The following is a 23165-nucleotide window of genomic DNA, read 5'->3' on the forward strand; positions in this document are numbered from 1 at the left end:
CGTGTCCACCACGCGACCGCTACCCATACTGGAGCCCGCAGCGCAGGCGCTCGCCGATGCGCACGCTCGGCCGCCGTTCCTTCCCGATCTCGGGCTGGCCAAGGCGGAGGAAACCCTGAAGGCCTTGCAGTGCCACCCGAGTGAACGGCCGGATGTCGACGAGCAGTGGCTGGCCCTGCCCGGGGGCCCTACGGGTCATGTGAGAACGCGTATCGTCAGGCCGCCGGACTGCCCGGAGAAGCTTCCGGTGATCTTGTATCTGCATGGTCCGGGGTGGGTGTTCGGCAGTGCCTGCACGCATGACCGACTGGTGCGCGAACTGTCGGTAGGTGCCGATGCGGCGGTCGTCTTCCCGGAGTACGACCTGTCTCCTGCAGCCCAGTATCCCGTCGCCATCGAGCAGAACTACGCGGTGGCCCAGTGGATCACCGTCCATGGCGCCGGCCTGGGGCTGGACCCCACACGGCTGGCCGTGGCCGGCGACTCGGTGGGCGGCAACATGGTCGCAGCACTGACCCTCATGGCCAAGCAGCGCGGCGATGTCCGCATCGTCCAGCAGGTTTTGCTGTGCCCAGTCACCAACGCGGACTTCGATACCGCGTCGTATCACCAGTTCGCCGAAGGCTATCTACTGCGCCGCGAGACGATGCGCTGGTTCTGGGATCAATACACCACCGACGCGGATGCCCGCTCTCAGATCACCGCGTCGCCGTTACTCACCCCGCTCGACCAGCTCGCCGGGCTCCCGCCGGCCCTAGTGATCACGGCGGAGGCCGATGTCCTACGGGACGAGGGCGAGGCGTACGCGGCCAAGCTGCGCGCCGCGGGCGTCCCAGTCGTTGCCCTGCGCTACCACGGAACGATCCACGGATTCACGGTGCTGGACGCCCTGCGTGACACGCAGGCGGCCAGGGCGGCGTCCATGCAGGTGTCGGACACTCTCCACATCGCCCTGCATGCCCGCCCCAGCATCTGAAACGGTCTGCAGTTCTGCACTGGCAGTCAAGGCTCGGTTCCCCGGTAGCCGCCGAGGATGGCCCGGTTGCACCTAATTTCGACTGTATCGACCCCGGCGCCGCCGGACTTCACACCTATCTCGATCGTGACCTCGGTGTGGGGGCCGGCGGCGCCTGCCACGTGATCACTCCCTCCGAAGGAGCGGCTTCATGTCCTCTCGCCATCTCGCGCCCGTCCTCGAACACTGGGATTGGCAGCTGCAGGCAACATGCCGCGACATGGACAGTTCCGTGTTCTTCTCCCCCGCTGGTGAGCGGGGGAAGGCCAAACGCAACAGAGAGGCCGCCGCCAGGAGAATCTGCCGTCGATGCCCCGTGCAGAGCTCGTGCCGTAACTTCGCTGTCACCACCCAACAGCCGTACGGCGTTTGGGGCGGTCTCACAGAATCCAATCGAAGGAGCCGCCCCCGGGTGGCGAAGCGGTCAAAGGCTGATACCTCGCCTCTCGCGCCCGCCACGACTACACCCATAGACCCCGCGTAGAGGGAAATGGCCAGGTCAGCGGTTAGTGCCGGGCGCGTTACGGTGTAGGTTCTTCGGTGACGCCCGCGGTAGCGCGGGCCAATGTGGAGGGGTGGTAGCGCGCGGAAGGAGAGCAACCACAGACATGGCTGCTGTCCATTTGCGGTCCGACAGTGTTGTCGGTCCTGCCGTGGCGCAGGATCCCGCTCCCGCTGGGCCTCGCCTCGTGGGACGTGACAAAGACCTCCAAGCCATTGCAGCGCTGTTCGAGGGCCGGAGTCAGCACTCTGCACTGCTGCTGAGGGGTGCAGCCGGAGTCGGCAAGACCGCCCTCCTGGAAGCCGCCACGGCCCAGGCAGCAGCGGCCGGCTTCCTGGTACTGCGGGGCACCGGTGTGGAGTGCGAAGCACAGTTGGCCTTCGCCGGGCTGCACCAGGTGCTGTATCCGCTGATGGGCAGTAGCACAGGGCTCAAGGCCCCGCTGCGAGAAGCCCTCGAACTAGCCCTCGGCATGGCGGAGGGCGCGCTGCCCGACCGGATGGCCGTGTCGACCGCCTCGCTAGAGCTGCTGTGCACCGCAGCGCAAGCCCGTCCCCTGCTCCTGGTGCTCGACGACGTTCAGTGGATGGACCGGTCCAGCATCGGCGTGCTGGCGTTCATCGCCCACAGGCTCCAGCACACCTCCATCATGTTGCTTGCCGCGAGCCGCACGGATCAGGAGGGCCAAGCCCAGCGGCCCACAATCCCTGAGCAAGCCGTGGAGCCGCTGGCCGACGAGGCCGCCGGCCAACTGCTCTCGTATCACTGCCGGGACCTGGCTCCGGCTGTGCGCGCCCGCGTGCTCGAGGAGGCGGCCGGTAACCCGCTGGCCCTGCTGGAACTGCCCACACTGCTGACCGACCGGCAACGCACCGGCCACGACCCTTTGCCGAGCGGCCTGACGCCAAGCAGTGCACCGGAGAGCCTCTTCGCGGATCGGGTTCGCACTCTGCCTCTGTCCTCACGCCACCTGCTGCTGCTGGCGGCCCTGGAGGAGTCCGGCCTGCTTCAGACAGTTCGCGCTGGCGCGGGCGAGAAATGGGACCTGGACGCGCTGCTCACTGCCGAACACGCGGGCTTGATCGGACTCAGCCACGGCCGCGTGCACTTCCGTCACCCTTCGGTCCGTACTGCGGTCACCCAGCTGTGCGGAGCGGAGGAACGCCGCGCAGCGCACCGGGCGCTGGCTGCCACTGCGGTCGATCCGGAGCGGCGGGCGTGGCACCTGGGCGCCGCAACCGTGGAGCCGGACGAGGAAGTGGCTGCTGCCCTTGAAGAAGCGGCCGCCCTGGCGGCCCGCCGCGGTGGTGCCGCCTCGGCCGTCTCTGCGCTGACGCACTCCGCCGGGCTGAGCCCCGACCCTAGCGACCGGGTCCGGCGACTGACCGAGGCGGCCTATGTCGCCAGCCAGAGCGGGCTGCACGACGAGTCGAGGCGGCTGCTGGAGGAGGCCCAGTCAGCCCAGGGCAATCCCCTGGACTCGGCCCGCGAGGCCCGCATCACCTCCGCGTACCTGCTACTGCACCACCACGGCGATCTCAACGCCGCCCACCGGCTGCTGGTCAGCGCTCTGCGGATGGAGTCCAGCCCGGGCGGTGGCAGCGACAGCATCGACGACACCCTCTACATCCTGCTGTTCAACTGCTGTTGGTTCGGAGGCCGCAGTGAGCTGCGGCAGGCATTCGATCCAGCGCGTCTGCCCACGACGGCATCACCCCTCAGCCGGTTGTACAAAGATGCACTCACCGAGCCGACAGCAAACGCGCAGACGGTACTCGAAGGGATCCGGCACGCGCACCAAATGCTCTCCGACACCGCCGAGCCCTGGCAGGCCGTCAGGTATGGGTTCGCCGCGTACCAGATCGACGCCATCGCCGAACTGCGTTCCCACCTCCTGCACATCGTGCAGCGCGAGCAGGACGCTGGGGCCACGGCGAGCCGTCTCGCCGCCCTTTTCCTACTGGCGCGCGAGGCATACCTGCGCGGATGGTGGCAGGAGGCGCACGAGCAGGCGCAGCAGGGGTTGGAGACCGCGACGGCGACCAGATATCCCTTTCTGGCCCATCTCTTCCGCTCCCAGCTCGCCCTGCTGTACGCCTCGCGCGGCATGGCCTCGACTGCCCATGAAATAAGCGATCAGGTCACTGCCTGGGCCGCGCCGCGCGGCATCGAGGCTCTGCTGGCTGCGGCGCAACACGCTCGCACCGTCGCTGTTCTCGGCGACGGCGACCACGCCGAGGCATTCCGGCTGGCGAAGGCGATAAGCCCGTATGGCGCACTTCCGGATCACGCTCCCTACCTTTCGCAGCTCGTGCTCGACATGGCCGAGGCCGCTGTTCGCGGTGGTGACGTGGCGATGGCGCGGGCCCATGTTGCCGCGGCACGGGGAGCAGGGGTCGCCAACCTGTCGTCGCGCAGTGCGCTCATCACAGCGGGCGCGATGGCGCTAGTCGCACCGGAAGACCAGGCAGGAGCTCTCTACGAGGCGGCCTTGTCGCTGCCTGAGGCAGACAGCTGGCCCTTTGAACGAGCACGCATCCAGCTCGCCCACGGCGAGTGGCTGCGCCGCCGCCGGGATCTTCCCCGTGCGCGCTTCCAGTTGCGGTCTGCCTTGGACACCTTCTCTCAGCTGGGTGCGGCGCCGTGGGCCGACCGGGCCAGGGCTCACCTGCGGGCGGCGGGGGTATCGACTGCCGAATCCCATGCGTCACAACCGCTCCTGACCGCCCAGGAGTTGCACATCGCCCAGCTGGCGGCCACCGGGCTGAGCAACAAGGAAATAGGCGACAGGCTGCACCTTTCCCACCGCACCATCGCCACCCACTTGTACAAGCTCTATCCCAAGCTCGGCATCACTTCCCGTGCTGCGCTCGCCGAGGCGCTGCAGAACCTTACGAATCACCACGCCTGACCTGACGGCTTGATGCCACACGGCTGACACGCAGATGGCGAGGTAGCCGAAAAGTTCAGCTTCGGGTCCATACCGGGGTCCGCGGGATGGCCCCTCTACGCCGGACGGGGTCTGGCCTGCGTTCGAGGTCCTCGACGCTCACACGACCTCGGCCTGAGCATCTACAGCGGATCTCGAAGGATGTCACGCCGCGTGATGACCTTCGGCATGGACGTCGCCACTCACGCAGCCCTCGCCGTCACGCTGTGTCCGTAGGGCAGCTGGACGAGGGCCCTGTTCCTGGCGGAGATACCCATGTCCCATCGGTTGTCCGGCCTGGCTCAAAGCTCAGGGCCTCGCTCGCGCCGGGCTGCCCCGACTGCGACCAGCTGCTCACCCTGGACCGACGCCTCGAGGAACCCGGGTCGAACACCCTGATTTCTCTCACTGCAATGGGCCTCCCTAGAACCGACAACTCTTCAGCGATCAGCGTCGACGACGAAACGCTCGCCAGTGGTACTCCGAGTCCGCGTCCATGTCGCTACCGATCGGTGGTGTCAGTCGCGCGTATGGTCCGCACCAAGGCCACGTTGACGAGAAAGGGCCAGGTCATGGCGCAGGAAGTCCGCGGCGTCGTCTCACCGGCGAGAGACGAACTCGTGCGGGTCGAGACGATCGTGATCCCCGATCCGGGGCCCGGCGAGGCGGTCGTGAAGATCCAGGCCTGCGGTGTCTGTCACACCGACCTCCACTACAAGCAAGGAGGCATCACCGACGAATTCCCGTTCCTGCTCGGCCACGAGGCCGCCGGGATCGTGGAGTCGGTCGGCGAGGGTGTCACCGATGTGACGCCGGGTGACTTCGTCATCCTCAACTGGCGTGCAGTGTGCGGAGACTGCCGCGCCTGCCGACGTGGGCGGCCCCAGTACTGCTTCAACACCCACAACGCGAAGCAGAAGATGACCCTGGCCGCCACCGGCCAGGAACTCACACCGGCACTAGGCATCGGCGCCTTCGCCGAGAAGACCCTCGTTGCCGCGGGCCAGTGCACCAAGGTCGATTCGTCCGTCTCTCCGGCCGTCGCAGGCCTGCTGGGCTGCGGCATGATGGCCGGCATCGGCGCCGCGATCAACACCGGCAACGTCGGCCGCGGCGACTCTGTCGCCGTCATCGGCTGTGGCGGTGTCGGCGACGCGGCCATCGCCGGGGCACAGCTCGCCGGAGCCACGAAAATCATTGCGGTCGACATCGACGACGGGAAACTGGAGAAGGCGCGCACGCTGGGCGCCACCGACGCTGTCAACTCCCGGAAGACCGACCCGGTCGAGGCCATCCGCGAGATGACTGGCGGCTTCGGCGCCGACGTCGTCATCGACGCCGTCGGCCGCCCCGAGACGTACAAGCAGGCGTTCTACGCCCGCGATCTGGCCGGCACTGTCGTCCTCGTCGGCGTCCCCACCCCCGAGATGACCCTCGAAATGCCACTGCTGGACTTCTTCTCGCGCGGCGGCTCGCTCAAGTCCTCCTGGTACGGCGATGCCCTTCCCTCCCGGGACTTCCCCACACTCATCAGTCTGCACCTGCAAGGACGCTTGCCGCTCGGTGCATTCGTCTCCGAGACCATTGGCATCAACGATGTGGAAGAGGCCTTCGAGCGAATGAAGAAGGGCGACGTGCTGCGCTCGGTCGTGGTGCTGTGACGGCTCCCCGTGCACGGGGAGGGTTCACAACCCGGCGAGAGTGCTCTTGTAGGCGGGAGCCGACGGCAGGGCGGCCAGCCCCAGCGCTCCTGTAAGACCGCCCCGAAGCGGATGTTCGGAGCCGTTGCTGGCTGGTCGCCGATGACGGGGCCAGCCTGGCGGGCGATGCGTGCTGTCCCTCGGTGGCACTGTGCACGTCCCGTGCCGAGCCTGCCTGCCGAACAAGCCCTCGCAGGGGGCGCGGCCGGCGGGTGGGATATGCAGGCCGACTGGTCGGCCATGCATCGTGTGGCCGCCAGTTGTACGCCCGCGACGGGCACTTGAATGGCGCCGAGTACCGGGGCTTGGACGTGCAACGCTGCATCCAGGACACCCTGATGTCCATCGCCAGACGGCGTGCAGCGTCCTGCTGTGTACCGCGTCGAGTTCCGCAGGGTGGAGCAGCGGCAGTGCTTGCCGGACCTCGCAGCACGCTGCCCGTCTGAGGCAGCAGCCTGTGGGGCTCACGGTCTCCGCGTCGCCGGAGAGGTTCAGGGGACTTCTGGGAAATGGCGTGATCGGAAATTGTGGGGTGCCCAGGCGGCCGGAGACATTGGTATGTCATGGAGACCCGGAAGGCGCCGCATCCCGAACAGGCGTCGGATGCACAGGAGTTCGTAGCGCTACTGCGGCAGGTGAAGGAATCCTGTGGGTTCACCTACCGGGAACTTGAGCAGCGGGCGGCGGCACGTGGTGAGGTGCTGGCGCGCAGCACGCTTGCTAACGCGCTCGCGCGTGACGTGCTGCCGAGGCCGGAACTGGTGGTCGCCTTTGTACGGGCGTGCGCGACGGGGAACCAGTCGGAGTCCGAGGCGTGGGTGGATAGGTGGCTGACGGCGCGGGAGCGGATCGCCCTGCGCGAGACAACGGCCGAATCGAGCGGGGAGCCTGCTGAAGAGGCCGTCGGCGATGAGGGGGTGCTTGGCCGGTCCCGGCGGCGGGGCTGGCGGTTTGTGGCGGTCGGTGCGGCAGTCACGGCACTCACCCTCGCCGCCTGGATCCTCGCCCCGACCGGACCCGACACCGGCGAGCAAGGTGGCGGCCGCGGTAGCGAACGTCGGAGTGACGCCGATACTGCGGCCGCGATCCCCAGCGGCCCTGTGCGCGTGCGGCCGGTGCAATCCCCCACACTGTGCCTGACCGACGGTTTTGTCCAGGACGGCCGGTACACCTCCCAAGTGGCGGTGCACCGGGCCTGCTTACGGGCCACGCCTCCGGTCACGGACCTCGTACCGGCCGGAGGCGGGACCTACCGGATACGTTGGCGCCACCCTGTACAGGGCACCGGTTGCCTCAAGGCGCTCACCAGCGGGCCCGCCCGTGGCCTGCTCGAACCGCGGGATGCGTGCGCCGCGGCAACCCGCTTTCGGATCCAGCTCGTGCCGGGCAACGATGGTGAGTCGCCCGCCTTTGTGTTCCGCCTCGACGTCGGCCGATGCGTGACTGCGGCCCGGCCGACGCCGCGGGAGGGTACCGAGGCTACCTTCCGGTCATGCGACGGCGGCCGTGACGAGCAGTACCTGATCAGCAGTACCTGATCCACAGGGCGCCGGTCGGTCAGCAGCGTGCCGTGGAGCCCCCATCGTCGAGATAGGCGTCATAGACCCAGCCGAGGCTGCTGCCGCTGCTGTCGCGGACCCAGGTCCAGGTGTTGCCGTAGTCGTTCACCGAGTAGCAGTCGTACAAGACCGTGGTGCCCTCCGCGACGTATCCCACGATCTGGCAGTCGCCGTACGGCCCCGTGTGCACCGCGGCGCTACCGGACTTGGAGATCTGTCCGGAGCCGCGGTCCTTGTCGGAGTGCGGCCAGTATGCGTTCCCGCAGGTGACCGCGCTGGTGCTGGCGTCGGCGGCCTGGACGGCCGGGGCAGCAAGGCCGCCGAGGACGAGTGCGGCACCCGCGGTGGCGCCCATCAGGGCATGACGTATACGCATGTGCGCTCCAAGAGTCGCTGGTGGGTGGCATGAGTGATCGTCGCGACTGACCCGTGGGCCTCATGGGTCTCGTGGGCCGGGCGACGCCATAGACGCTGCCGCAGAGCACGAGTGGCCGACAAGGCGTTCACCCTGTCCCGGACAAGCATTGGGGTGTCCCGGACAGGCCGGGACAAGGCGAAGACGCCAGCCAGATGTGGAATGCAGTCAACCCCCCGGTCGTCTCCGGAACTTCGGCATGGCCCTCGACGTAGGTACGCCCGCCTTCGAGTGCGTCCCGCCGTGTCGCCAAAGTCATCGTTGGCCCGGGGTCTACTCCCCACGCCTGCGGGCATGGTCGCGCGAGCCGATGCTCGGACCGCCCGAGCAATTGCGGGAATGATTACGGCAAAAGGTGCTCGCTCGCTCGGGTGCGGTTGTGGTGCGTTACTCCGCCGCACTGGCGGCGTTGACGTGCCACCCGGTGTCGTCGACCGAAGCCTTGATCGGACGCCACCTGCTGTGCAATTCCTACTGGTGTTCTGCTTAGATCAGTTCGTGACCTCTGTCGGCGCAACGGACGAGACGCGAGCAAGGGCAGAGCTTGCGGTCTGGTTCGGCGGGGCTTCGATTGCGTGCTGGTTGTGCTGCCCGTTCTGGATCCTGGTCTGCTTCATCTCGCTGCCCCTGGCGCTCGTCGGCCTCGTCTCGGCCTACGTCGAGTTCCGCGCATCAAGGTTGGGCCGGGCAAGCAGGCCGCGGGCCGTGGTAGGTGGTGTGCTGTCCCTCCTGGGGGCAACCATGGCCATTGCCTAAATGATCTTTCTGGCTACTCATCCGGATCTTCCCGTCCAGGGGTAGTGCTCCGACTGACGCGCTCCCCTGGTCCGCATCCTGCGTACGGGCGACTGTGGGGAAAGTGGCTGAAGCGGGCTGACTGGAAGCTGTGCCTCTGGCGGTCCAAGGTCCGGATCAGGTGCCGGCCCGGGGGCTCCTGCCGTACTGCGGCTTTCCTGTCGGAGGTTCGGCAAATGTGAGTGTCGCAGCACGGAGTCAGACGCGAAGGCGCCCTCCCCTGACGTGCTTGGCCGTGGAACGCGCGCTTCTTCGGCACCGCGCACCTGCGGGAAGGTCCGCTGCATCTGAACCCGAAACGACCTGGTGGATGGACTCCGTACGTCGGCTTGCGGAGATGGAGGCTCGCCATGCTGGCTGACTTCAGCCGCCTGTTCCGCGAGGCGACGGTGGCCGCCGAGCAGGTGGCCGGAGCTGGCTTCCCGACGCGAAGCGGCGCTGCCCCATGCGGCGGCTCACCGGGGCAGCCGTGGGTCGTCGGGATCGTGCACTAGGGCGCGGATGAGGGCTCACCCACGGCTGCCGCCGGGGTCGATGGCTTGGTTGATTCGGTCGGCGATGCTGTCGCCCTATTGGGGTGGACGTCCGCGGACACTGGCCATGTCGTCGTGCTCCAGGGGCGGGAGCGCCTCCTGCGGGGACGCAGCGCCTCGGCGGCAAGGGGGTGCGCCGTAGCGTGAGTTCGGGTTTGGCGTCCGGCTCACCGTCAGTGGGGCTGTGGTGAGCCGGTGGCGCCTGAGCCGTCATGAGCGGGCTAGCCGTTCCAACTGCTGATGCAGGTGCTCGACGTAGGTCTCGGATTCGGGCTTCATAAGTACGCTGCGCAAGATCCGTGCGCCGTCGGCATTGGCCGTGATCTTGGGGTGGCGGGCGGTGAAGCGCTCGGCTCCGACGCGAAGTGTGCTGAGGAAGACCGGGTCATGGCTGTCGGTCATTCCCTCCTGCAGGACCCGGTGGCTGGCCGCATCAATTGCCGAGAGGGAGGGATCGGCTACCAGCGGGAAGTAGCTGACGATGTCGAGCTGCGGGGGTTGGTAGAGCTCCAGGTGTTCGGACCCTTCAATCAGCTCCGCCCAGCGCAGTGCGGCGCGCCTGCTGGCTGCCAGCACCTGGCCAAGTCCCTCGTGCGTGGGTGGCAGCAGTCGGAAGGTGAGCCACAGCGCGGCGGCTGCCGCACCCGCCCGGGAGCACTCCAGGCTGATTTCGCCCAGATGCAGTTCCTCGGAGGTGAAGTAGGTGTAGGGGGAGTCGTGGAGGTAGAACCGGCCGACCGAAGGGTCGCGGAAGAGGACGGCGCCGCAGCCGTAGGGCTGCAAACCGTGCTTGTGTGGGTCTACGACGATGGAGTCGGCTTGGGCGACGGCCTGCCAGGGCTCTGCCGGCAGGCCTTCTGGACCGTCCGCACCGGCCAGCAGTGTGAAGAATCCGCCGTAGGCGGCGTCGGCGTGGATCCGTATGCCGTACCGCTCGCGCAGCGCCAGTGCCTCGTGGATCGGATCGATCGCGCCGAGACCGGTGGTGCCGGCAGTGAGTACTACCGTTCCGACCTCTCCACCGCGCAGCAGGTCCTCCAGCGCGTCAAGGTCCATGCGGCCGAGGTCGTCGGTGGGGACGGGGAAGCCTTGCATGCCAAGGACGCCGCACATCCGGCCGTGAGTGTAGTGAGCCTCGGTGCTGTAGGCGATGCCCTTGCCCGGGTGCAGTTCGCGGGCCACGAAGAGAGCCTCGAGGTTGGCGATGGTGCCGCTGGTGGTGAGGTGCCCCAGGTGGGTCTCGTAGCCGAACATTGCAGCCAACTGCTGGATGACCTCACGCTCCATCGCGGCGGTGGCCGGCCCGCCGTCCAGGGCGTGGTTGTTCGGGTTGATCAGCATCGCGGTCAGGTAGCCCACCACGGCCGCCGGGTGGGGAGGCTTGAGCATCTGACCTGCGTAGCGGGGGTGGAAGAAGGGGTAGTTGTCTGTCAGCCGCTCGGTGAAGACCTCGAACGCGGCGGCAAACCGACTGTCGTCGACTGCCAGCGCCGGATGCGGGTCAAAGGGGCCGAAGGTTTTCGCCCATTCGGCGTTCGACGCGACCGCCGCGGCCAACCAACTGGTCAGGTCCATCCCGTCACTCTCCTTGATTCTGGTGTATTGACGTCGTCCGGACCTAGCGCCGCGGCGGGCGGATGCCGCGGAACTCCCAGTCCCCGCCGAGCGCGGTGGACAGCACGTCCTCGGACTCGGTGGGCTCGGCTCCGACGCCGCCGCGCATGGAGGGTGGGACCGGTGACGATGTGATTGGTCAGGCGTCCCAGGCCTGCGACCTTGACCTCGACGACGTCGCCCGGCTGGACGGGACGCGAGTCGGCCGGGGTACCGAAAAGGAGAACAGCTCCGGGGTACAGGGTTTTGCTGCGGGCGACGTCGACAATGAGGTATTGCATGTCCCGGGTCATCTCATCCGTCGAGCAGTCCTGGACTATGCGGCTGTTCACGTAGGTACGCACCCGCTCGCCGTGGACAGAGGGTGTCGGACCCTGTGACGCGGAGCATGGAGCCGGCATCGGTCTCACGGAAATCGTGCAGTCCGTAGTCCTTGGCGATGGTGTAGCCGGCGATCACCCCGAACTCTCCCGTCGGTCGGTGAGTTGTCGGGGATCGTCTCGCTGGAGGCGACGCGTTTGCCGTGATTCCGGTGCCGAGTGTCAACAGGTATCCCGGCGATGACAGCTTGGGGCTCGCGGTCATGTCCCAGCCTCAATTCGTTTGGGCCCAAATAGACAGCCGGGACGCAGGAGTGTCAAGGGATGCCGCGAATTTTGACCCCAAACATTTAGCCGGGCGGCGGGTCTCGAAGAGCCGGGGCACCCACACCACCTTTGACGCCGAGCGCGCCATCAAAGACGGAACTTGACGGCTCGGCTACGTCCGCGGGCGGCGGCCCGAACGCCGCGGCGCCAGGTTCTCGCCGTCGAGCAGCTCGCGCCTGCGCTGCTCGCCGTGCTCCTCGAGCCGGCTGACGATGGCACGCAGACTTTCGGCGAGCTGGAGGCACTGGTCGGGGCTGAGCGAGGAGGCGACGAAGGCCTCTTCCGCGTTGAACGCCGGGAAGAGCTCCTCCATAAGGCTCTCCCCCTGAGGCGTCAGCGAGAGCAGGACCCGGCGACGATCCTCGGGATGGGGTGCGCGGGCGACGATGCCGCGGGATTCAAGGGTGCGCGAGATGCCAGTCAGGGTCCCCTTCGAGATGCCCGCCTCCTCGGCCACCGACCAGGTCTCCGCCTCGCCCCAGATCCACAACACCCATAGCACCACGAAGCCGGTCCACGTCAGTTCCTGCGGCCGCAGCACCGAGTTCTCCAGGTGCTGGCGGACAGCTGCGGCGGCCCGATGGATGTTGCCCACGGCGGCCATGGCTTCGCGCTGCAGTGTCAGGCCGCCCAGCCTGCGCTGTACTGCCTGCTCGGTCTCGGTGATGGATCGGCGGGGCGCGGGCAAAGACTCCTCCACTGCGTCTGGGCGGCGCGGGACCGCCGACAAGTTCGTTTGCAGCCAAATGTATCCCGGAAGACTCCCGGACCGACCCCTTCCTCCTGGATGCACAAGGGCATCGACTGGGAGTTCCGCGAACGCGCCGAGATCCACTGGGCCCACTTCCCCAACCATTCGCCCGGCACCACTCCCTGCTCCTGCACGCCGGCACTACCCACTGTGCATAGGGGCAGGACGCTTGCCCGCTGTCTGATCAGCGTGAACGAGGCATTCGCACGGGGATGGTGTGTCAGGACAAACGCCAGCGCTCCCGGCAATGCTGTTGCGCGGACCTGAAGCTGTCTGATGCCGCGCGGGCGACGTTCTCTCTCTGCTTCGGCTTCAACGGCAACGGTTATTGCTGCCTACTCGGCGGCCCTGGCGCCTGGCGGTCACAGTCGGGGCGTGTAAGGCGGGAATCTTGCCGGGTCGGCAAGATCCTTGTCGACGTCGGGCCAACGGCAGCGCAGTACGGCGGCGATACTGCGGATCCAGTCCGTGAGGCGGGGAAGGGACCGATGGATCTCGCAGGTGTGTGCAGCTGCTTCCAGTGTCGAGATGAGTTGAAGTCGGCTGTGGTCACCTGGTGGGCGGGTGTCCAGCAGCGGGAACCGCTGGAGACGGATCAGCGTCCAGGACACGCAGGCTGCGGCAAGGCCGTCTCCGTATCGCCGGTCGTCCTCGGCCTCTGGGATGCCGAGGGCTAGGGCGTGCCGGTACTGGTCTGCCAGGCCCGTCGTGGTCGGATCGCCTACCGTCAGCCAGGCTGGGCCTGGTACGTAGAGGCACACGGCATCCGCCAACGCGTGGGTGTAGCCAGCGAATTCGAAATCAATGAGGCGTGCGTCAGGCGGACCCGAGGCGTGGAGCAGAATGTTGTTGGCTTCCGCGTCCTGGTTACTCAGGGCGAGAAATGGGCCGGGAGAGGTCAACTCATCGGTAGCTGAAGCGAGTTCGTACGCGGCCCGGCCCTCTAGAGGTACCCCGATTGCCGAGGCATGCTCGATTCCTGCTTCCCGCAGGGGGGCGTGCCGTCCCGCCCGGTCTGCCGCACGGTCCACTGAGCCCAGATCGGCCCGGCGGGTGTAGTAGCTTGCCGCACGCCCCGCGGTGGCAGCGCTCAGTGCACCGCGGGCGCGAGCAAACGCGGCCAGCCTGGTGCCGTGCTCTGCCGCGCCGTCTCGTCGAAGCAGCCCGTCGAGGCTCACGCGGGGCGCCAGGTCTTCCAGGACGAGAAGTCCGGCGGCGGTATCGGCGGCAAGAACGCGGGGGACAAGCCTGGATCCAAGGTCGTTGCTGAGGAACCGGAGTGCAGCCAGTTCGGTGCGCAGTCGCCACCCGGCCGTGCGCCCCTCGCGCAGCCTGCCCAGCGCCCGCTTCACAATGACGGAGCCCGGGACTCCTGCAGCACCGCGAAGCCAGACCCGCGCCACAGCCCACGGTGCCATCCGCTCCATCCGGTCCACCGTGACCGGCGAGGCGTACAGGCCGGCTAGGAGATTCTGCACCTCAGCGACGCAGAAGATCGGTCTGGAGTCAGCCACGGTCCCAGCTTATGGACCACCCTCTCTATCGGGGAGGCGTGTACGAAATCGAGGCGAGCGCGTCCAGCCATGGCCGGGCGACAGCCGGCGAGTCATCGACAGCGCCAGCCGCCTTGGGCAGTTGAGATGCCGGACCTGCGGGCGTCATCTACTAGCCAAGTGGCGGGCAGCACCGCTCGCCAGGCAGGCGCAGGGGGTCGGCAGCTATAGAACGGCCGGCCCATCTGCGTCCCTGGAGTTGCAGTGTCAGAAGGGCTTGGTCGGCAGGTACTTGCCGTCGAGGGTGATCACAGCGCGCTCGCCGCCCTCGGGGTCGGCGACCTTCTTGACGTCCAGCTTGAAGTTGATGGCGCTGATGATGCCGTCGCCGAACTGCTCGTGGACCAGGGCCTTCAGCGTGGTGCCGTACACCTGGATCATCTCGTAGAAGCGGTAGATGGTCGGGTCGGTGGGAATGCCTCCGGGAATGGAACCGCGCGTCGGAATCGTCTGCAGCAGTGCCGCCGCGTCCTGGCCCAGGTCCAGCACCTCTGCGACTGCCTCGGCGGACTGCTTGGGCAGAGCGTGCTGGCCGAGCACGGCAGCGGTGACGAAGGCCACCGACAGGCCGGCGGCGTCGGCGATCTGCTGCCAGGTGACGTCCTTGCGGTTCTTGGCTTCGACTGCGTCGTTGGCCAGGGCCTGACGGGCGGCGGGGTCGAACTGAACGTATGTCATGGCGGACATTCCTTTCGGGTGAATCGCCCTGCGCGAGAACGGGCAGGGGTGGCTAGGGGATTGCGCTGTGCGCGCAACGCGGCAGGTGGGGCCTGTCAGGCTGCCTGCGCGGGGGCGTCGGGTGCGTCGAGCTGGTCGACGCGTCCGGTCGCGATGTCGAAGACCCAGCCGTGCAGTGCCACCTCGCCGTGGGTGAGTGCGCGGGCGATCGAGGGGTGGGTACAGAGGTTCGCCAGCTGCGCGATCACGTTGCTGTGGACCAGCGCTGCGACATCTGGGGTGTTGCAGCGGGCCCGGGCGGCGTCGGCGTGCCGGAGCCAGGCGGCTATCGCCGGCGTGGTGCTCAGGTCCTGCCCTGCGGCCAGGGCGGTCATGGCACCGCATCCCGAGTGTCCGCACACCACGACGTCGGGCACGCCGAGGAAGTCCACCGCGTACTCGATGCTCGCCGCGACCCCGTCGGCGCTGACGCCGTGCGCCGGCACGAGATTGCCCGCGGTACGGATGACGAACAGCTCCCCCGGCTCGCTGCCCGTGATCAGCTCGGGCACGACGCGCGCGTCCGAGCAGCTGATGAACAGGGCGTGAGGGGCGTGGACAGTTGTCAGGCGGGCAAACAGATCCGCTTTCTCAGGGAAGACGTCTCGCTGGAATCGGGTGACGCCGCCGGTGAGGTCATGCATGGCCTGGGCCTTTCGACTGGTCCTGGATGGAGTCTCTTGCCTGATATCCACCCTGCCCTGCCTGCTCCTATAGCGTCCAAGACCTATCAACCATAAAACCTATTGATGCCATCTATAGTGGGTCCATGACTCTGGAACTGCGCCATCTGCGCTACCTGCTGGCTGTGGCGGAGCACGGCAGTTTCACTCGCGCGGCCGACGATCTGCATATCTCCCAGCCCACGCTGTCCCAGCAGATCAAGCAGCTGGAGCGCAGCCTGGGGGTTCAGCTGCTGGACCGTTCGGGTCGCACGGTACGGCTGACCGACATCGGGGAGGTGTACCAGCGCTACGCCCGGCAGGCCATGCGCTCACTGACGACTGCCCAGCGTGCCGTGCACGACGTTCAGGACCTTTCCCGAGGCGAACTGCGTCTGGCGGTCACACCCACGTTCATCGGCTATTTCGTCGGACCGATGGCCGCCGAATTCCATACCCGCCACCCCGGCATTTCCTTGGCCCTCACCGAGATGACCCAGGACCGTATGGAAGCCGCGCTGCTCGACGACGACATCGACCTCGGCATCGCCTTCGACGCACCCCATCAGCAGGGAATCCACGCCACACGCATCTTCACCGAGAGCCTGAGCCTCGTGGTGGGCCCCGACTACCCCCGGGACCGGAAACCCGAGGCACCGGCTGTGCAAGAGCTGGCCACGCTGCAGCTCGCCCTCCTCAGCCCCGACTTCGCCACCCGTAGCCACATCGACGCCTACTTCGAACGGCACCGCGTCAACCCACGCATCGCGATCGAGGCGAACTCCATCCAGGCGCTCATCGAAATCGTCCAACGCACGACACTGGCCACCGTGCTGCCCGACGCCGTCACCGACGACCACCCTCAGCTCGACACGATCACCCTGACCCCACCCCTGCCCAAGCGCACCGTGGTACTTCTCCGACGCCAGGGCGGCTACCCGAGCGCCGCAGCCCAAGCCTTCACAGACCTCACGCACCACCTCGTCGGGGCCCGCGGCTACGCCTCACCGCCGCCACCGTGAGGAGGCCGAGAGTGCGAGGCCCGAAAGGCCTGGCTGTCGGCTCGCTGAACGTGGGTTCTCCCAGGCGGAGAGCGCAGTGGGGCTGTCTGAGCACATCGTCCGCGCCATCTCGCAGGCAGCGTTGTCGGTGCATGCGGTTCGCTCGCCGGCTCGGGACAAACCGACGCTGACGAGAGCCCATCCCCGGCATTGGTCCGCTGTGGAGGCGGCTGGGCTATCAACATACTTAGCCTTGCGCCAGCTGACCCTCGGTGACGCGGCGCCCAGCGGCGGTTCGGCCGATCTGCAGAACCGTGAAAGGAACGGCTCGGGTGCGGACAGGTAGGCGTGTGGAATCGATCCAAGAACAGGAGCCCGCCCGCTCCCGCGAGCAGCGGTACGAGGCACTGGCACGTGTTGTGGCGGAACCGCTGCACCGTTACATACGGAGACGGGCCAATGCCGACCAGGTCGACGACATCCTCGCGGAGTCCATGCTCGTCCTGTGGCGCCGCCTGGAGGACGTGCCCGGTCTGGATGTGGGACGTGTGCCGGCCGCCGATGCGGTCCTGCCATGGTGCTACGGCGTGGCTCGGGGGTGCCTGTCCAACGCGCGCAGAGCTGATAGGCGTCGCCTTCGGCTGGTGGAACGGCTGACCCGGGCGGCTGCCGTCCCGGCCGTGCAGCCGCAGTACGGCAGTCATGAGCAACTGCACGCCGCCCTCGATGCGCTCGGCGAGACGGACCGTGAGGTGGTGTTGCTGTGGGCGTGGGAAGAGCTCGCGCCCCGTGCCATTGCCGAGGTGACAGGCCTGAGTCCTAACGCAGTGAGTATTCGCCTGCACCGGACGAAGAAGAAGCTGGCCTCGCTGCTCGAACGAAAGAACAGTCTGCCTGCCGGACACGAAACGGCTGACGGAGGGAGCACCCGGTGAACGAGGACGAACTGCTTGCCCACCTCAGGGCCGCGGATCCCGCGCTGGTTGGCGATGCTCCTCCGCCTGATGTCGACCGGCTCTTGGAGGCTGCCATGACTACAACCCAGGTTCCCGCCCAGGACAGCGGGACGCGACGCCCCCGGCGGACACTGCTGCTGGCTGCCGCGGCCGCCGTCGTGATGACGACGGCAGGCACCCTTGCCTGGCAGATCACCGGCTCCCCTGCTTCTGCTCCGGCTGCGGCCCCCCTCGTGCTGACCGTGCAGGCCGCAGACGGAGCGACCAGGTGCGCTGCACCCAGCGTTGGCATACTGCGCACCAACACCACGGCCTTCGAAGGGGCGGTGACCTCTGTGACGGGCCAGCGGGTCACGTTCCGGGTCGAGCGCTGGTACCGCGGAGGAGACGGTCGCACGGTGACGGTGGAGCACGTCGAGAACCTGGAAGCCGTCTCGTTCAGTACCGGTGACAGCTACCTTGTCGTTGCCAAGCACGGCAGGATCGACGCGTGCGGCGGCACGGCCTGGGCTGAGCCGGAGATGCGGGACCTGTACAGCCGGGCGTTCCAGGGCCAGTGACCCGGGCCGTGCTGACGGTGTGTTGATGGTCGCGGCCCCATCGTGCTCGATGCTGGGCGGCGGGTGGTCTGGGGAGTCCGTTGTAGCGCGACGCTGGAATGCGCGTGTTCGGACCTGTCGCAGTGGCGCAGTGCGCTTCCTTCTGCGGTCGACCCTGGCGTCACGGTACCGTGCAGTGGCTCGGCGAGCCGGGCGTGCCTGGCGGTGTGTGGTCCGGCCGGGCAGGGTTGTCCTCACCTCGGTTGCGGCTCGTCGGTCAGGTCTGGGTTGCCGGGGTAGGGCGCAACCGTGCTTGCCCGCATGGGCAGTAGGTGACCGGCCACGACGTGGCGGGGGATGAAGTGGAGCCGGCGGCCAGTACCGCCGTCGTCGCCGGGGATGTCCTGCGGGGTGAAGTCGACGGTGGCGCTTCCGGACAGGTGCAGGGTCTCGCCGGTGGTGAAGTCGAAGAACAGCAGGGCGGCCGTGGGGTCCACTGCGAGGTTGCCCATCGTGTTGAACATGTTGTTGCCCTGGTAGTCGGGCCACCACAAACGGTCGCCTTCCACGCGGACGAAGCCAGGCGGACCGCCTCGGTGGGAGGCGTCGTTTCCGCGTGTGGGGTGGGTGGTGCCGATCAGGAATGTGTCGGCGCGGTGGACGAGTTCTGCCTCTGCGGACGTGAGCGGGCCGTCGTGGCGTGTCGGCATGTGCCGTGCGCTGCCTGCGGGTTGGGGATCCATGTGCCGTTGCTGGATGTACTGGGGGCAGTTTCCGTAGGCCTGGTCAACGCTGATGCGCAGCGTGCCGCTGTCGGTGTGGCTGAGGGTGCCGTTGATGCGGATGCGGCGGCGCGCAGCGAAGTCGATCACGATCAGGGCTGCCTGTTGGTCCGGCTGCACGTGCTCGAGGGGGTCCCCGGGCGAGGGCCTGCCGTGTACGGACAGGGTGGTGGGTGTGGTTGCTTCGATGAAGCCTGGGGGCCCGGTGAGCGGGGAGATCCAGAGGGTCCCGGTGCGGTCGCGGGCGGTCAGGGCGGCGAAGGTGCGTGTGGCGAGGAACTGGTTGAAGCCCGGGCTCAGCGCTGGCGGGTCGAGAAGTGGGGACAGGCGAGCCGCTTGGGCTTCGACGCCTGCGGAGCGTTGAACAGCGAGTTCGCCTTCGTGGAAGCCGGCTTGGGTAGTGGATGTTGTGGCGGTCATGGCCTTCCTCCTCGGGTGCTGTCGTCGCTCGGTTGGTCCGCCGGCCCGGCCCCGCTGGTCGGGGGTGGGGCGGGGCCGGCGAGTCTTGCGGGTCAGGCCGCCCGGGCCGCGACGGACACCCGGGCGGCCGTGGCCGACCGTCTGTGTCTGCGGCTGGTCCGTTGCCTCATTGCACCGGGGCGGCGGTCATGACCGTTGGGTGGGGCCGTCAGGAGGTGCCGTGGAGTTCGGCGCGGAGGGCCTGGCTGGTCTGGTCGACGGCTGCCTTGGCCGCGTTGGTGTTGCTCAGGGCGTTGAGCATCGCGAAATCGTGGATGGTGCCGGTGTAGCGGACGGCGGTGACGTCGTTCCCGGCGGCGCGCAGCTTGGCGGCGTAGGCTTCGCCCTCGTCCCGCAGAACGTCGGCTTCATCGGTGATCACGAGGGCCTTGGGCAGGTCCTTGAGCTGGTTGAGGTTGGCGCGCAGCGGAGAGGCAAGGATCTGGCTGCGTACCTTCTCGTCGGGTGCGTAGGCGTCCCAGAACCACTGCATGGCCTTGCGTGTCAGCCACGGCCCGTTGGCGAACTGTCGGTAGGAGCCGGTGTTGAAGTTGGCGTCGGTGACGGGGTAGAGCAGCACCTGCTGGCGCAGGGCCGGCCCGCCGCGCTGCTTGGCCATGAGGGTGACGGCGGCGGTCATGTTGCCGCCGACGCTGTCGCCGGCCACCGCCAGCCGGGAGCCGTCGATGTTGAGGTCGCGGCCGTGCTCGGCAACCCACTTGGTGGCGGCGTAGGCCTGCTCGATCGCTACGGGGTAGCGGGCCTCGGGGGACGGTGTGTAGTCGACGAAGACGACGGCTGCCTGGGCACCGTTGGCGATCTGCCGCACGAGGCGGTCGTGGGTGTTCTCGTTGCCCAGGACCCAGCCTCCCCCGTGGAAGTACACGACTGCAGGCAGCTGCTCGGTGGCGCCGGCAGGTCGCACGACACGGATCTTCACCTGGCCGGTCGGGCCGACGGGGAGTGTGCGGTGGGTGATGTCCGCGGGCAGCTTGTCCACGGGCCCGGATTGGGCGGTATCCAGGGCCTTGCGAGCGTCCTCATAGGAGAGGGTGTAGATCGGTGGGTTCTTCGCTGCCGCGTCAGCGAAGGCCTGGGTGTCCTTTTCGAGGACGACGCCGGGGCCAGGCGCGGGTGATGCCACGGCGTTGACGGTCACGGTGGCGCCTGCCGCGATGGCGGCCGCAGCCACGAGGGCGAGCTTGCGGTGGGTACGCCGGTTGGTGGGCATGGGGACTCCTTGGAAGATGAGGGATTGAGGCGGCAGGCCGGGGTCGGCTCTGCAGTTCGGGGTGGGTGCCGTCGAGGCGGGTGCTCTCGGGGGTGAGTCCGGGGCAGGGCTGGCAGTCGCTCTGAGTGGTGCGTTCTGTCCGGGCACGGGCCGAGGTCCGCGAGCCTCGGCTGCCGGGTCGGGTGGTCAGAAACCGAAGTCGCTGAGGCCGGGGTGGTCGTCAGGGCGTCGGCCCAGCGGCCAGAAGTACTTGCGCTCGGATTCGGCGATGGGGAGCGTGTTGATGGAGGCGTGGCGGGTGTGCATCAGGCCCTGCTCGTCGAACTCCCAGTTCTCGTTGCCGTAGGAGCGGTACCAGTTGCCGGCGTCGTCTTGGTGTTCGTAGGCGAAGCGCACCGCGATGCGGCTGCCGTCGTAGGCCCACAGCTCCTTGATCAGCCGGTATTCGAGTTCGTTGGTCCACTTTCGGGTCAGCAGCGCGACGATCTCGTCACGGCCGGTGGCGAACTCCGAGCGGTTGCGCCAGCGCGAGTCGACCGTGTAGCCCAGCGAGACCCGCTGCGGGTCGCGTGAGTTCCAGGCGTCCTCGGCCAGCCTGACCTTCTCGATGGCGGTTTCCCGCGTGAAGGGCGGGAGCGGGGGACGGGTGGTGTCAGACATGTCAGCTCCTTGTTTCGGGGTCGCGTCGGGGAGGCGGCAAGCCCACCGACCTGCGGAGAACGAGCGTTCTCCGCCTTGGTTCTTGTAGAGTAGAGAACGATGGTTCTCCACGCAAGGGGTGAAGATGCTGGATCAAGAAGCAGCGCAGGAGCAGGTGCTCACGGCAGCCGAGCGGCTCTTTTACGCCGAGGGGGTCCAGGCAGTGGGCATGGACAAGGTGCGCAGCGCCTCCGGCGTCTCACTCAAGCGCCTCTACCAGCTGTTCCCCTCGAAAGAGGTGCTCGTACTGGCCTTCCTGCGCAGGCGGGACACCCGGTGGCGGGAGGCCCTCGCCGACTACGTGGACGGGCACGCCCTCCCCGATGAGCGCATCCTCGCGGTGTTCACGTGGCTGCACGAATGGTTCTCCGAGGCCGATTACCGCGGGTGCGCCTTCATCAACTCCTTCGGTGAGCTCGGCGGAGTCTCGCCGGATGTCGCCGAGCAGGCCAGGCATCACAAGAAGGCCTTCCGCGACTACCTCGCAGGCCTCGTCGCGGCCGCCGGCCGCCCCGCTGAGCTGGCAGATCATCTGACTCTGCTGGCCGAGGGAGCGATGACCACAGCCGCGATCGCCGGCACGCCCGAGCCCGCCCGCCAGGCGCAGGATGCGGCACGCAGGCTGATGGACACGTTCGAGAAGGCCGTCCAGAGCGGCAAGTGAAAGCTGGCTTGCTGCCGCCGTCGCTGGCACGCGCACCACCAAGCGTGGGACGGCCCCGTCCTACTAGGCTCGAAAGCAGATGGCAGAGGCCCCTAGTGGCGCCTGCCGCCCAGCGGGCCCGGCCAGCAGCCACGCAGCATCACGCCGTGGTGATCTCGCCGCCGTCGGTTGCCAGGCCGCCCTCCACGGATGCGGCGCAACCGTCCACACTGACCAGTGCATTGCGCCGGCCCGTTCACGACCGAACGGGACTCGCGCCCCAAGAACGGACCCGGGACGGGTGCGACTGACTGCGCCTGCTGGACGAGCAAAACGGCTGCCGAACCTTCCGAGCGTGGCCGGGGCCCGTCTGACGCTCCGCGGCCGTCCTGGGTTCAGGCCAGGCACCTGCCCAGGAAGCCGCGGATGTAGCCGCAGATCGCATCAAGGTGGCTCTCCAGGGCGAAGTGCCCGGAGTCGAGCAGATGGATCTCGGCATCCGGGAGATCACGTTGGAAAGCGCGGGCACCGTCGGGGCCGAAGATCTCGTCATTGGCCCCCCAGACAGCGAGCAGGGGTACCTGGCTCTTGCGGAAGTACTCCTGTACATCGGGGTACAGCTCGACATTGGTCGGGTAGTCCCTGAAGAGCTGCAGCTGGATCTCGTCGTTGCCCGGGCGGTCGAGCAAGGCCTGGTCGTGGGTCCAGGTGTCCGGGCTGACGAGGGACTTGTCGGCGACTCCGTTCTCGTACTGCCAGCGGGTGATCTTCGGGGTGAGTGCGACTCGGATGGCCGATTCGGTTTCCGGGTTCGGATCCGCTGCGTAGGCAAACAGCCCGTCCCAGAAGTCCTTGACGAAACCGTCGTTGTAGGCGTTTCCGTTCTGCGTGATGATCGCTGCGACCTTCTCAGGCTCACGGAGCGCGAGACGCCAGCCGATCGGAGCGCCGTAGTCCTGGACGTAGACCGCGTATCGGTCGACTCCAAGGTGTTGCAGCAGACCGGCAGTGACCTCGGTCAGTGCGGCGAAGGTGTAGGGGAACTCGCCCAGGGGCGGAGCTGACGAGTATCCGAAACCGATGTGGTCGGGCGCGATCACGTGGTACCGGTCGGCCAGCTCCGGTATCAACCCCCGAAACATATGGGAACTGGTCGGAAATCCGTGCAGCAGTACCAACGTTGGCCTATCAGGCGACCCTGCTTCACGGTAGAAGACTTCCAAGTTGTCTATGGTTTGGGTGCGGTAGTGAACGGGGATCATATTTGGTCTCTCCACGAATCTCGGCCGTTTGCACAGACGCACGTTATGGGGGCTGCGGTTTATCGCGGCGCCTGCCGCCCTGATTTTAATTGGGGATTTTGGTCACGCCGTGGGGCCGCCCGATTTCGGTGCTCGCACGGTCTGTTCCGGGTCTCTTCGCTGCAGAGGGCCTCGGTGCGTGCCACCGGTAGGGTTGGCCTG

At 67.6% G+C, this 23165-nt stretch carries 20 protein-coding genes and 1 pseudogene; 10 read left to right on the forward strand and 11 right to left on the reverse strand.

The annotated features are described in order from the left end of the window. Position 1 precedes the first annotated feature (1 nt). The 5 genes from ACSYGO_RS07920 to ACSYGO_RS07940 all read left to right on the forward strand — a co-directional run bounded on the left by ACSYGO_RS07920 (position 2) and on the right by ACSYGO_RS07940 (position 7684). Positions 2 to 976 (forward strand): alpha/beta hydrolase, encoded by a 975-nt coding sequence (locus tag ACSYGO_RS07920; RefSeq protein ID WP_460386322.1) that lies wholly within the window; start codon positions 2 to 4, stop codon positions 974 to 976. Between the two features lie 190 nt (positions 977 to 1166). Further along, the gene (locus ACSYGO_RS07925; RefSeq protein ID WP_460386323.1) at positions 1167 to 1499 is read left to right on the forward strand and encodes a WhiB family transcriptional regulator; all 333 of its coding nucleotides are present in this window, start codon (positions 1167 to 1169) and stop codon (positions 1497 to 1499) included. Positions 1500 to 1704: 205 nt separating this feature from the next. Further along, positions 1705 to 4428, forward strand: coding sequence for a helix-turn-helix transcriptional regulator (locus ACSYGO_RS07930; RefSeq protein ID WP_460386324.1), 2724 nt, complete (start codon positions 1705 to 1707; stop codon positions 4426 to 4428). Between the two features lie 590 nt (positions 4429 to 5018). Beyond that, a complete protein-coding gene (locus ACSYGO_RS07935) occupies positions 5019 to 6107 on the forward strand; it encodes an S-(hydroxymethyl)mycothiol dehydrogenase (protein ID WP_460389686.1) in 1089 nt (362 codons plus the stop codon). A gap of 602 nt (positions 6108 to 6709) precedes the next feature. Next, on the forward strand, positions 6710 to 7684 hold the full coding sequence (locus ACSYGO_RS07940; RefSeq protein WP_460386325.1) for a hypothetical protein: 975 nt from the start codon (positions 6710 to 6712) through the stop codon (positions 7682 to 7684). A gap of 19 nt (positions 7685 to 7703) precedes the next feature. On the opposite strand, the gene ACSYGO_RS07945 is transcribed toward ACSYGO_RS07940, so the two are convergent. Then, on the reverse strand, positions 7704 to 8081 hold the full coding sequence (locus ACSYGO_RS07945) for an SH3 domain-containing protein (protein WP_460386326.1): 378 nt from the start codon (positions 8079 to 8081) through the stop codon (positions 7704 to 7706). A gap of 1184 nt (positions 8082 to 9265) precedes the next feature. Between ACSYGO_RS07945 and ACSYGO_RS07950 the strand changes: the two genes are divergently transcribed. Continuing rightward, complete coding sequence (locus tag ACSYGO_RS07950; protein WP_460386327.1) at positions 9266 to 9409, forward strand: hypothetical protein; 144 nt, start codon at positions 9266 to 9268, stop codon at positions 9407 to 9409. A 249-nt stretch (positions 9410 to 9658) separates the two neighbouring features. Here ACSYGO_RS07950 and ACSYGO_RS07955 read toward each other — a convergent pair whose 3' ends face one another. The 6 genes and pseudogenes from ACSYGO_RS07955 to ACSYGO_RS07980 form a co-directional block, all read right to left on the reverse strand. Then, on the reverse strand, positions 9659 to 11023 hold the full coding sequence (locus ACSYGO_RS07955) for a pyridoxal phosphate-dependent decarboxylase family protein (protein WP_460386328.1): 1365 nt from the start codon (positions 11021 to 11023) through the stop codon (positions 9659 to 9661). A 43-nt stretch (positions 11024 to 11066) separates the two neighbouring features. After that, positions 11067 to 11521: pseudogene (locus ACSYGO_RS07960) on the reverse strand (fumarylacetoacetate hydrolase family protein); the annotation flags it as partial. A 300-nt stretch (positions 11522 to 11821) separates the two neighbouring features. Further along, positions 11822 to 12409, reverse strand: a complete 588-nt coding sequence (locus ACSYGO_RS07965; RefSeq protein ID WP_460386329.1) for a MarR family winged helix-turn-helix transcriptional regulator — start codon at positions 12407 to 12409, stop codon at positions 11822 to 11824. 413 nt (positions 12410 to 12822) lie between these two features. After that, the gene (locus tag ACSYGO_RS07970; protein ID WP_460386330.1) at positions 12823 to 13974 is read right to left on the reverse strand and encodes a phosphotransferase; all 1152 of its coding nucleotides are present in this window, start codon (positions 13972 to 13974) and stop codon (positions 12823 to 12825) included. A 246-nt stretch (positions 13975 to 14220) separates the two neighbouring features. Beyond that, positions 14221 to 14691 carry a cyanase gene (gene cynS / locus ACSYGO_RS07975; RefSeq protein ID WP_460386331.1) on the reverse strand — a complete coding sequence of 157 codons (471 nt, stop codon included), beginning with the start codon at positions 14689 to 14691 and terminating at the stop codon, positions 14221 to 14223. A gap of 95 nt (positions 14692 to 14786) precedes the next feature. Then, entirely contained in the window at positions 14787 to 15374 is a 588-nt protein-coding gene (locus ACSYGO_RS07980; protein WP_460386332.1) for a carbonic anhydrase, read from the reverse strand. A gap of 125 nt (positions 15375 to 15499) precedes the next feature. Here ACSYGO_RS07980 and cynR point away from each other — a divergent pair, with 125 nt between their 5' ends. The 3 genes from cynR (at position 15500) to ACSYGO_RS07995 (ending at position 17909) form a co-directional block, all read left to right on the forward strand. Then, positions 15500 to 16414, forward strand: coding sequence for a transcriptional regulator CynR (cynR, locus tag ACSYGO_RS07985; protein ID WP_460386333.1), 915 nt, complete (start codon positions 15500 to 15502; stop codon positions 16412 to 16414). 329 nt (positions 16415 to 16743) lie between these two features. Further along, entirely contained in the window at positions 16744 to 17328 is a 585-nt protein-coding gene (locus tag ACSYGO_RS07990) for an RNA polymerase sigma factor (RefSeq protein WP_460386334.1), read from the forward strand. Next, positions 17325 to 17909, forward strand: coding sequence for a hypothetical protein (locus ACSYGO_RS07995; RefSeq protein WP_460386336.1), 585 nt, complete (start codon positions 17325 to 17327; stop codon positions 17907 to 17909). The genes ACSYGO_RS07990 and ACSYGO_RS07995 overlap by 4 nt, the downstream gene beginning before the upstream one ends. Positions 17910 to 18142: 233 nt before the next feature. On the opposite strand, the gene ACSYGO_RS08000 is transcribed toward ACSYGO_RS07995, so the two are convergent. The 3 genes from ACSYGO_RS08000 to ACSYGO_RS08010 all read right to left on the reverse strand — a co-directional run bounded on the left by ACSYGO_RS08000 (position 18143) and on the right by ACSYGO_RS08010 (position 21020). Beyond that, positions 18143 to 19090 carry a pyridoxamine 5'-phosphate oxidase family protein gene (locus ACSYGO_RS08000; protein ID WP_460386337.1) on the reverse strand — a complete coding sequence of 316 codons (948 nt, stop codon included), beginning with the start codon at positions 19088 to 19090 and terminating at the stop codon, positions 18143 to 18145. Positions 19091 to 19298: 208 nt separating this feature from the next. Continuing rightward, positions 19299 to 20360: an alpha/beta hydrolase gene (locus ACSYGO_RS08005; protein ID WP_460386338.1), complete on the reverse strand. Its 1062-nt coding sequence runs from the start codon at positions 20358 to 20360 to the stop codon at positions 19299 to 19301. A 186-nt stretch (positions 20361 to 20546) separates the two neighbouring features. After that, positions 20547 to 21020 carry a nuclear transport factor 2 family protein gene (locus ACSYGO_RS08010; RefSeq protein WP_435227483.1) on the reverse strand — a complete coding sequence of 158 codons (474 nt, stop codon included), beginning with the start codon at positions 21018 to 21020 and terminating at the stop codon, positions 20547 to 20549. Between the two features lie 124 nt (positions 21021 to 21144). Here ACSYGO_RS08010 and ACSYGO_RS08015 point away from each other — a divergent pair, with 124 nt between their 5' ends. After that, positions 21145 to 21723, forward strand: a complete 579-nt coding sequence (locus ACSYGO_RS08015) for a TetR/AcrR family transcriptional regulator (protein ID WP_460386339.1) — start codon at positions 21145 to 21147, stop codon at positions 21721 to 21723. Between the two features lie 374 nt (positions 21724 to 22097). On the opposite strand, the gene ACSYGO_RS08020 is transcribed toward ACSYGO_RS08015, so the two are convergent. After that, positions 22098 to 22964, reverse strand: a complete 867-nt coding sequence (locus ACSYGO_RS08020; RefSeq protein ID WP_435227487.1) for an alpha/beta fold hydrolase — start codon at positions 22962 to 22964, stop codon at positions 22098 to 22100. Between the last annotated feature and the right edge of the window lie 201 nt (positions 22965 to 23165).

The sequence above is a fragment of the Streptomyces krungchingensis genome, assembly GCF_054729265.1.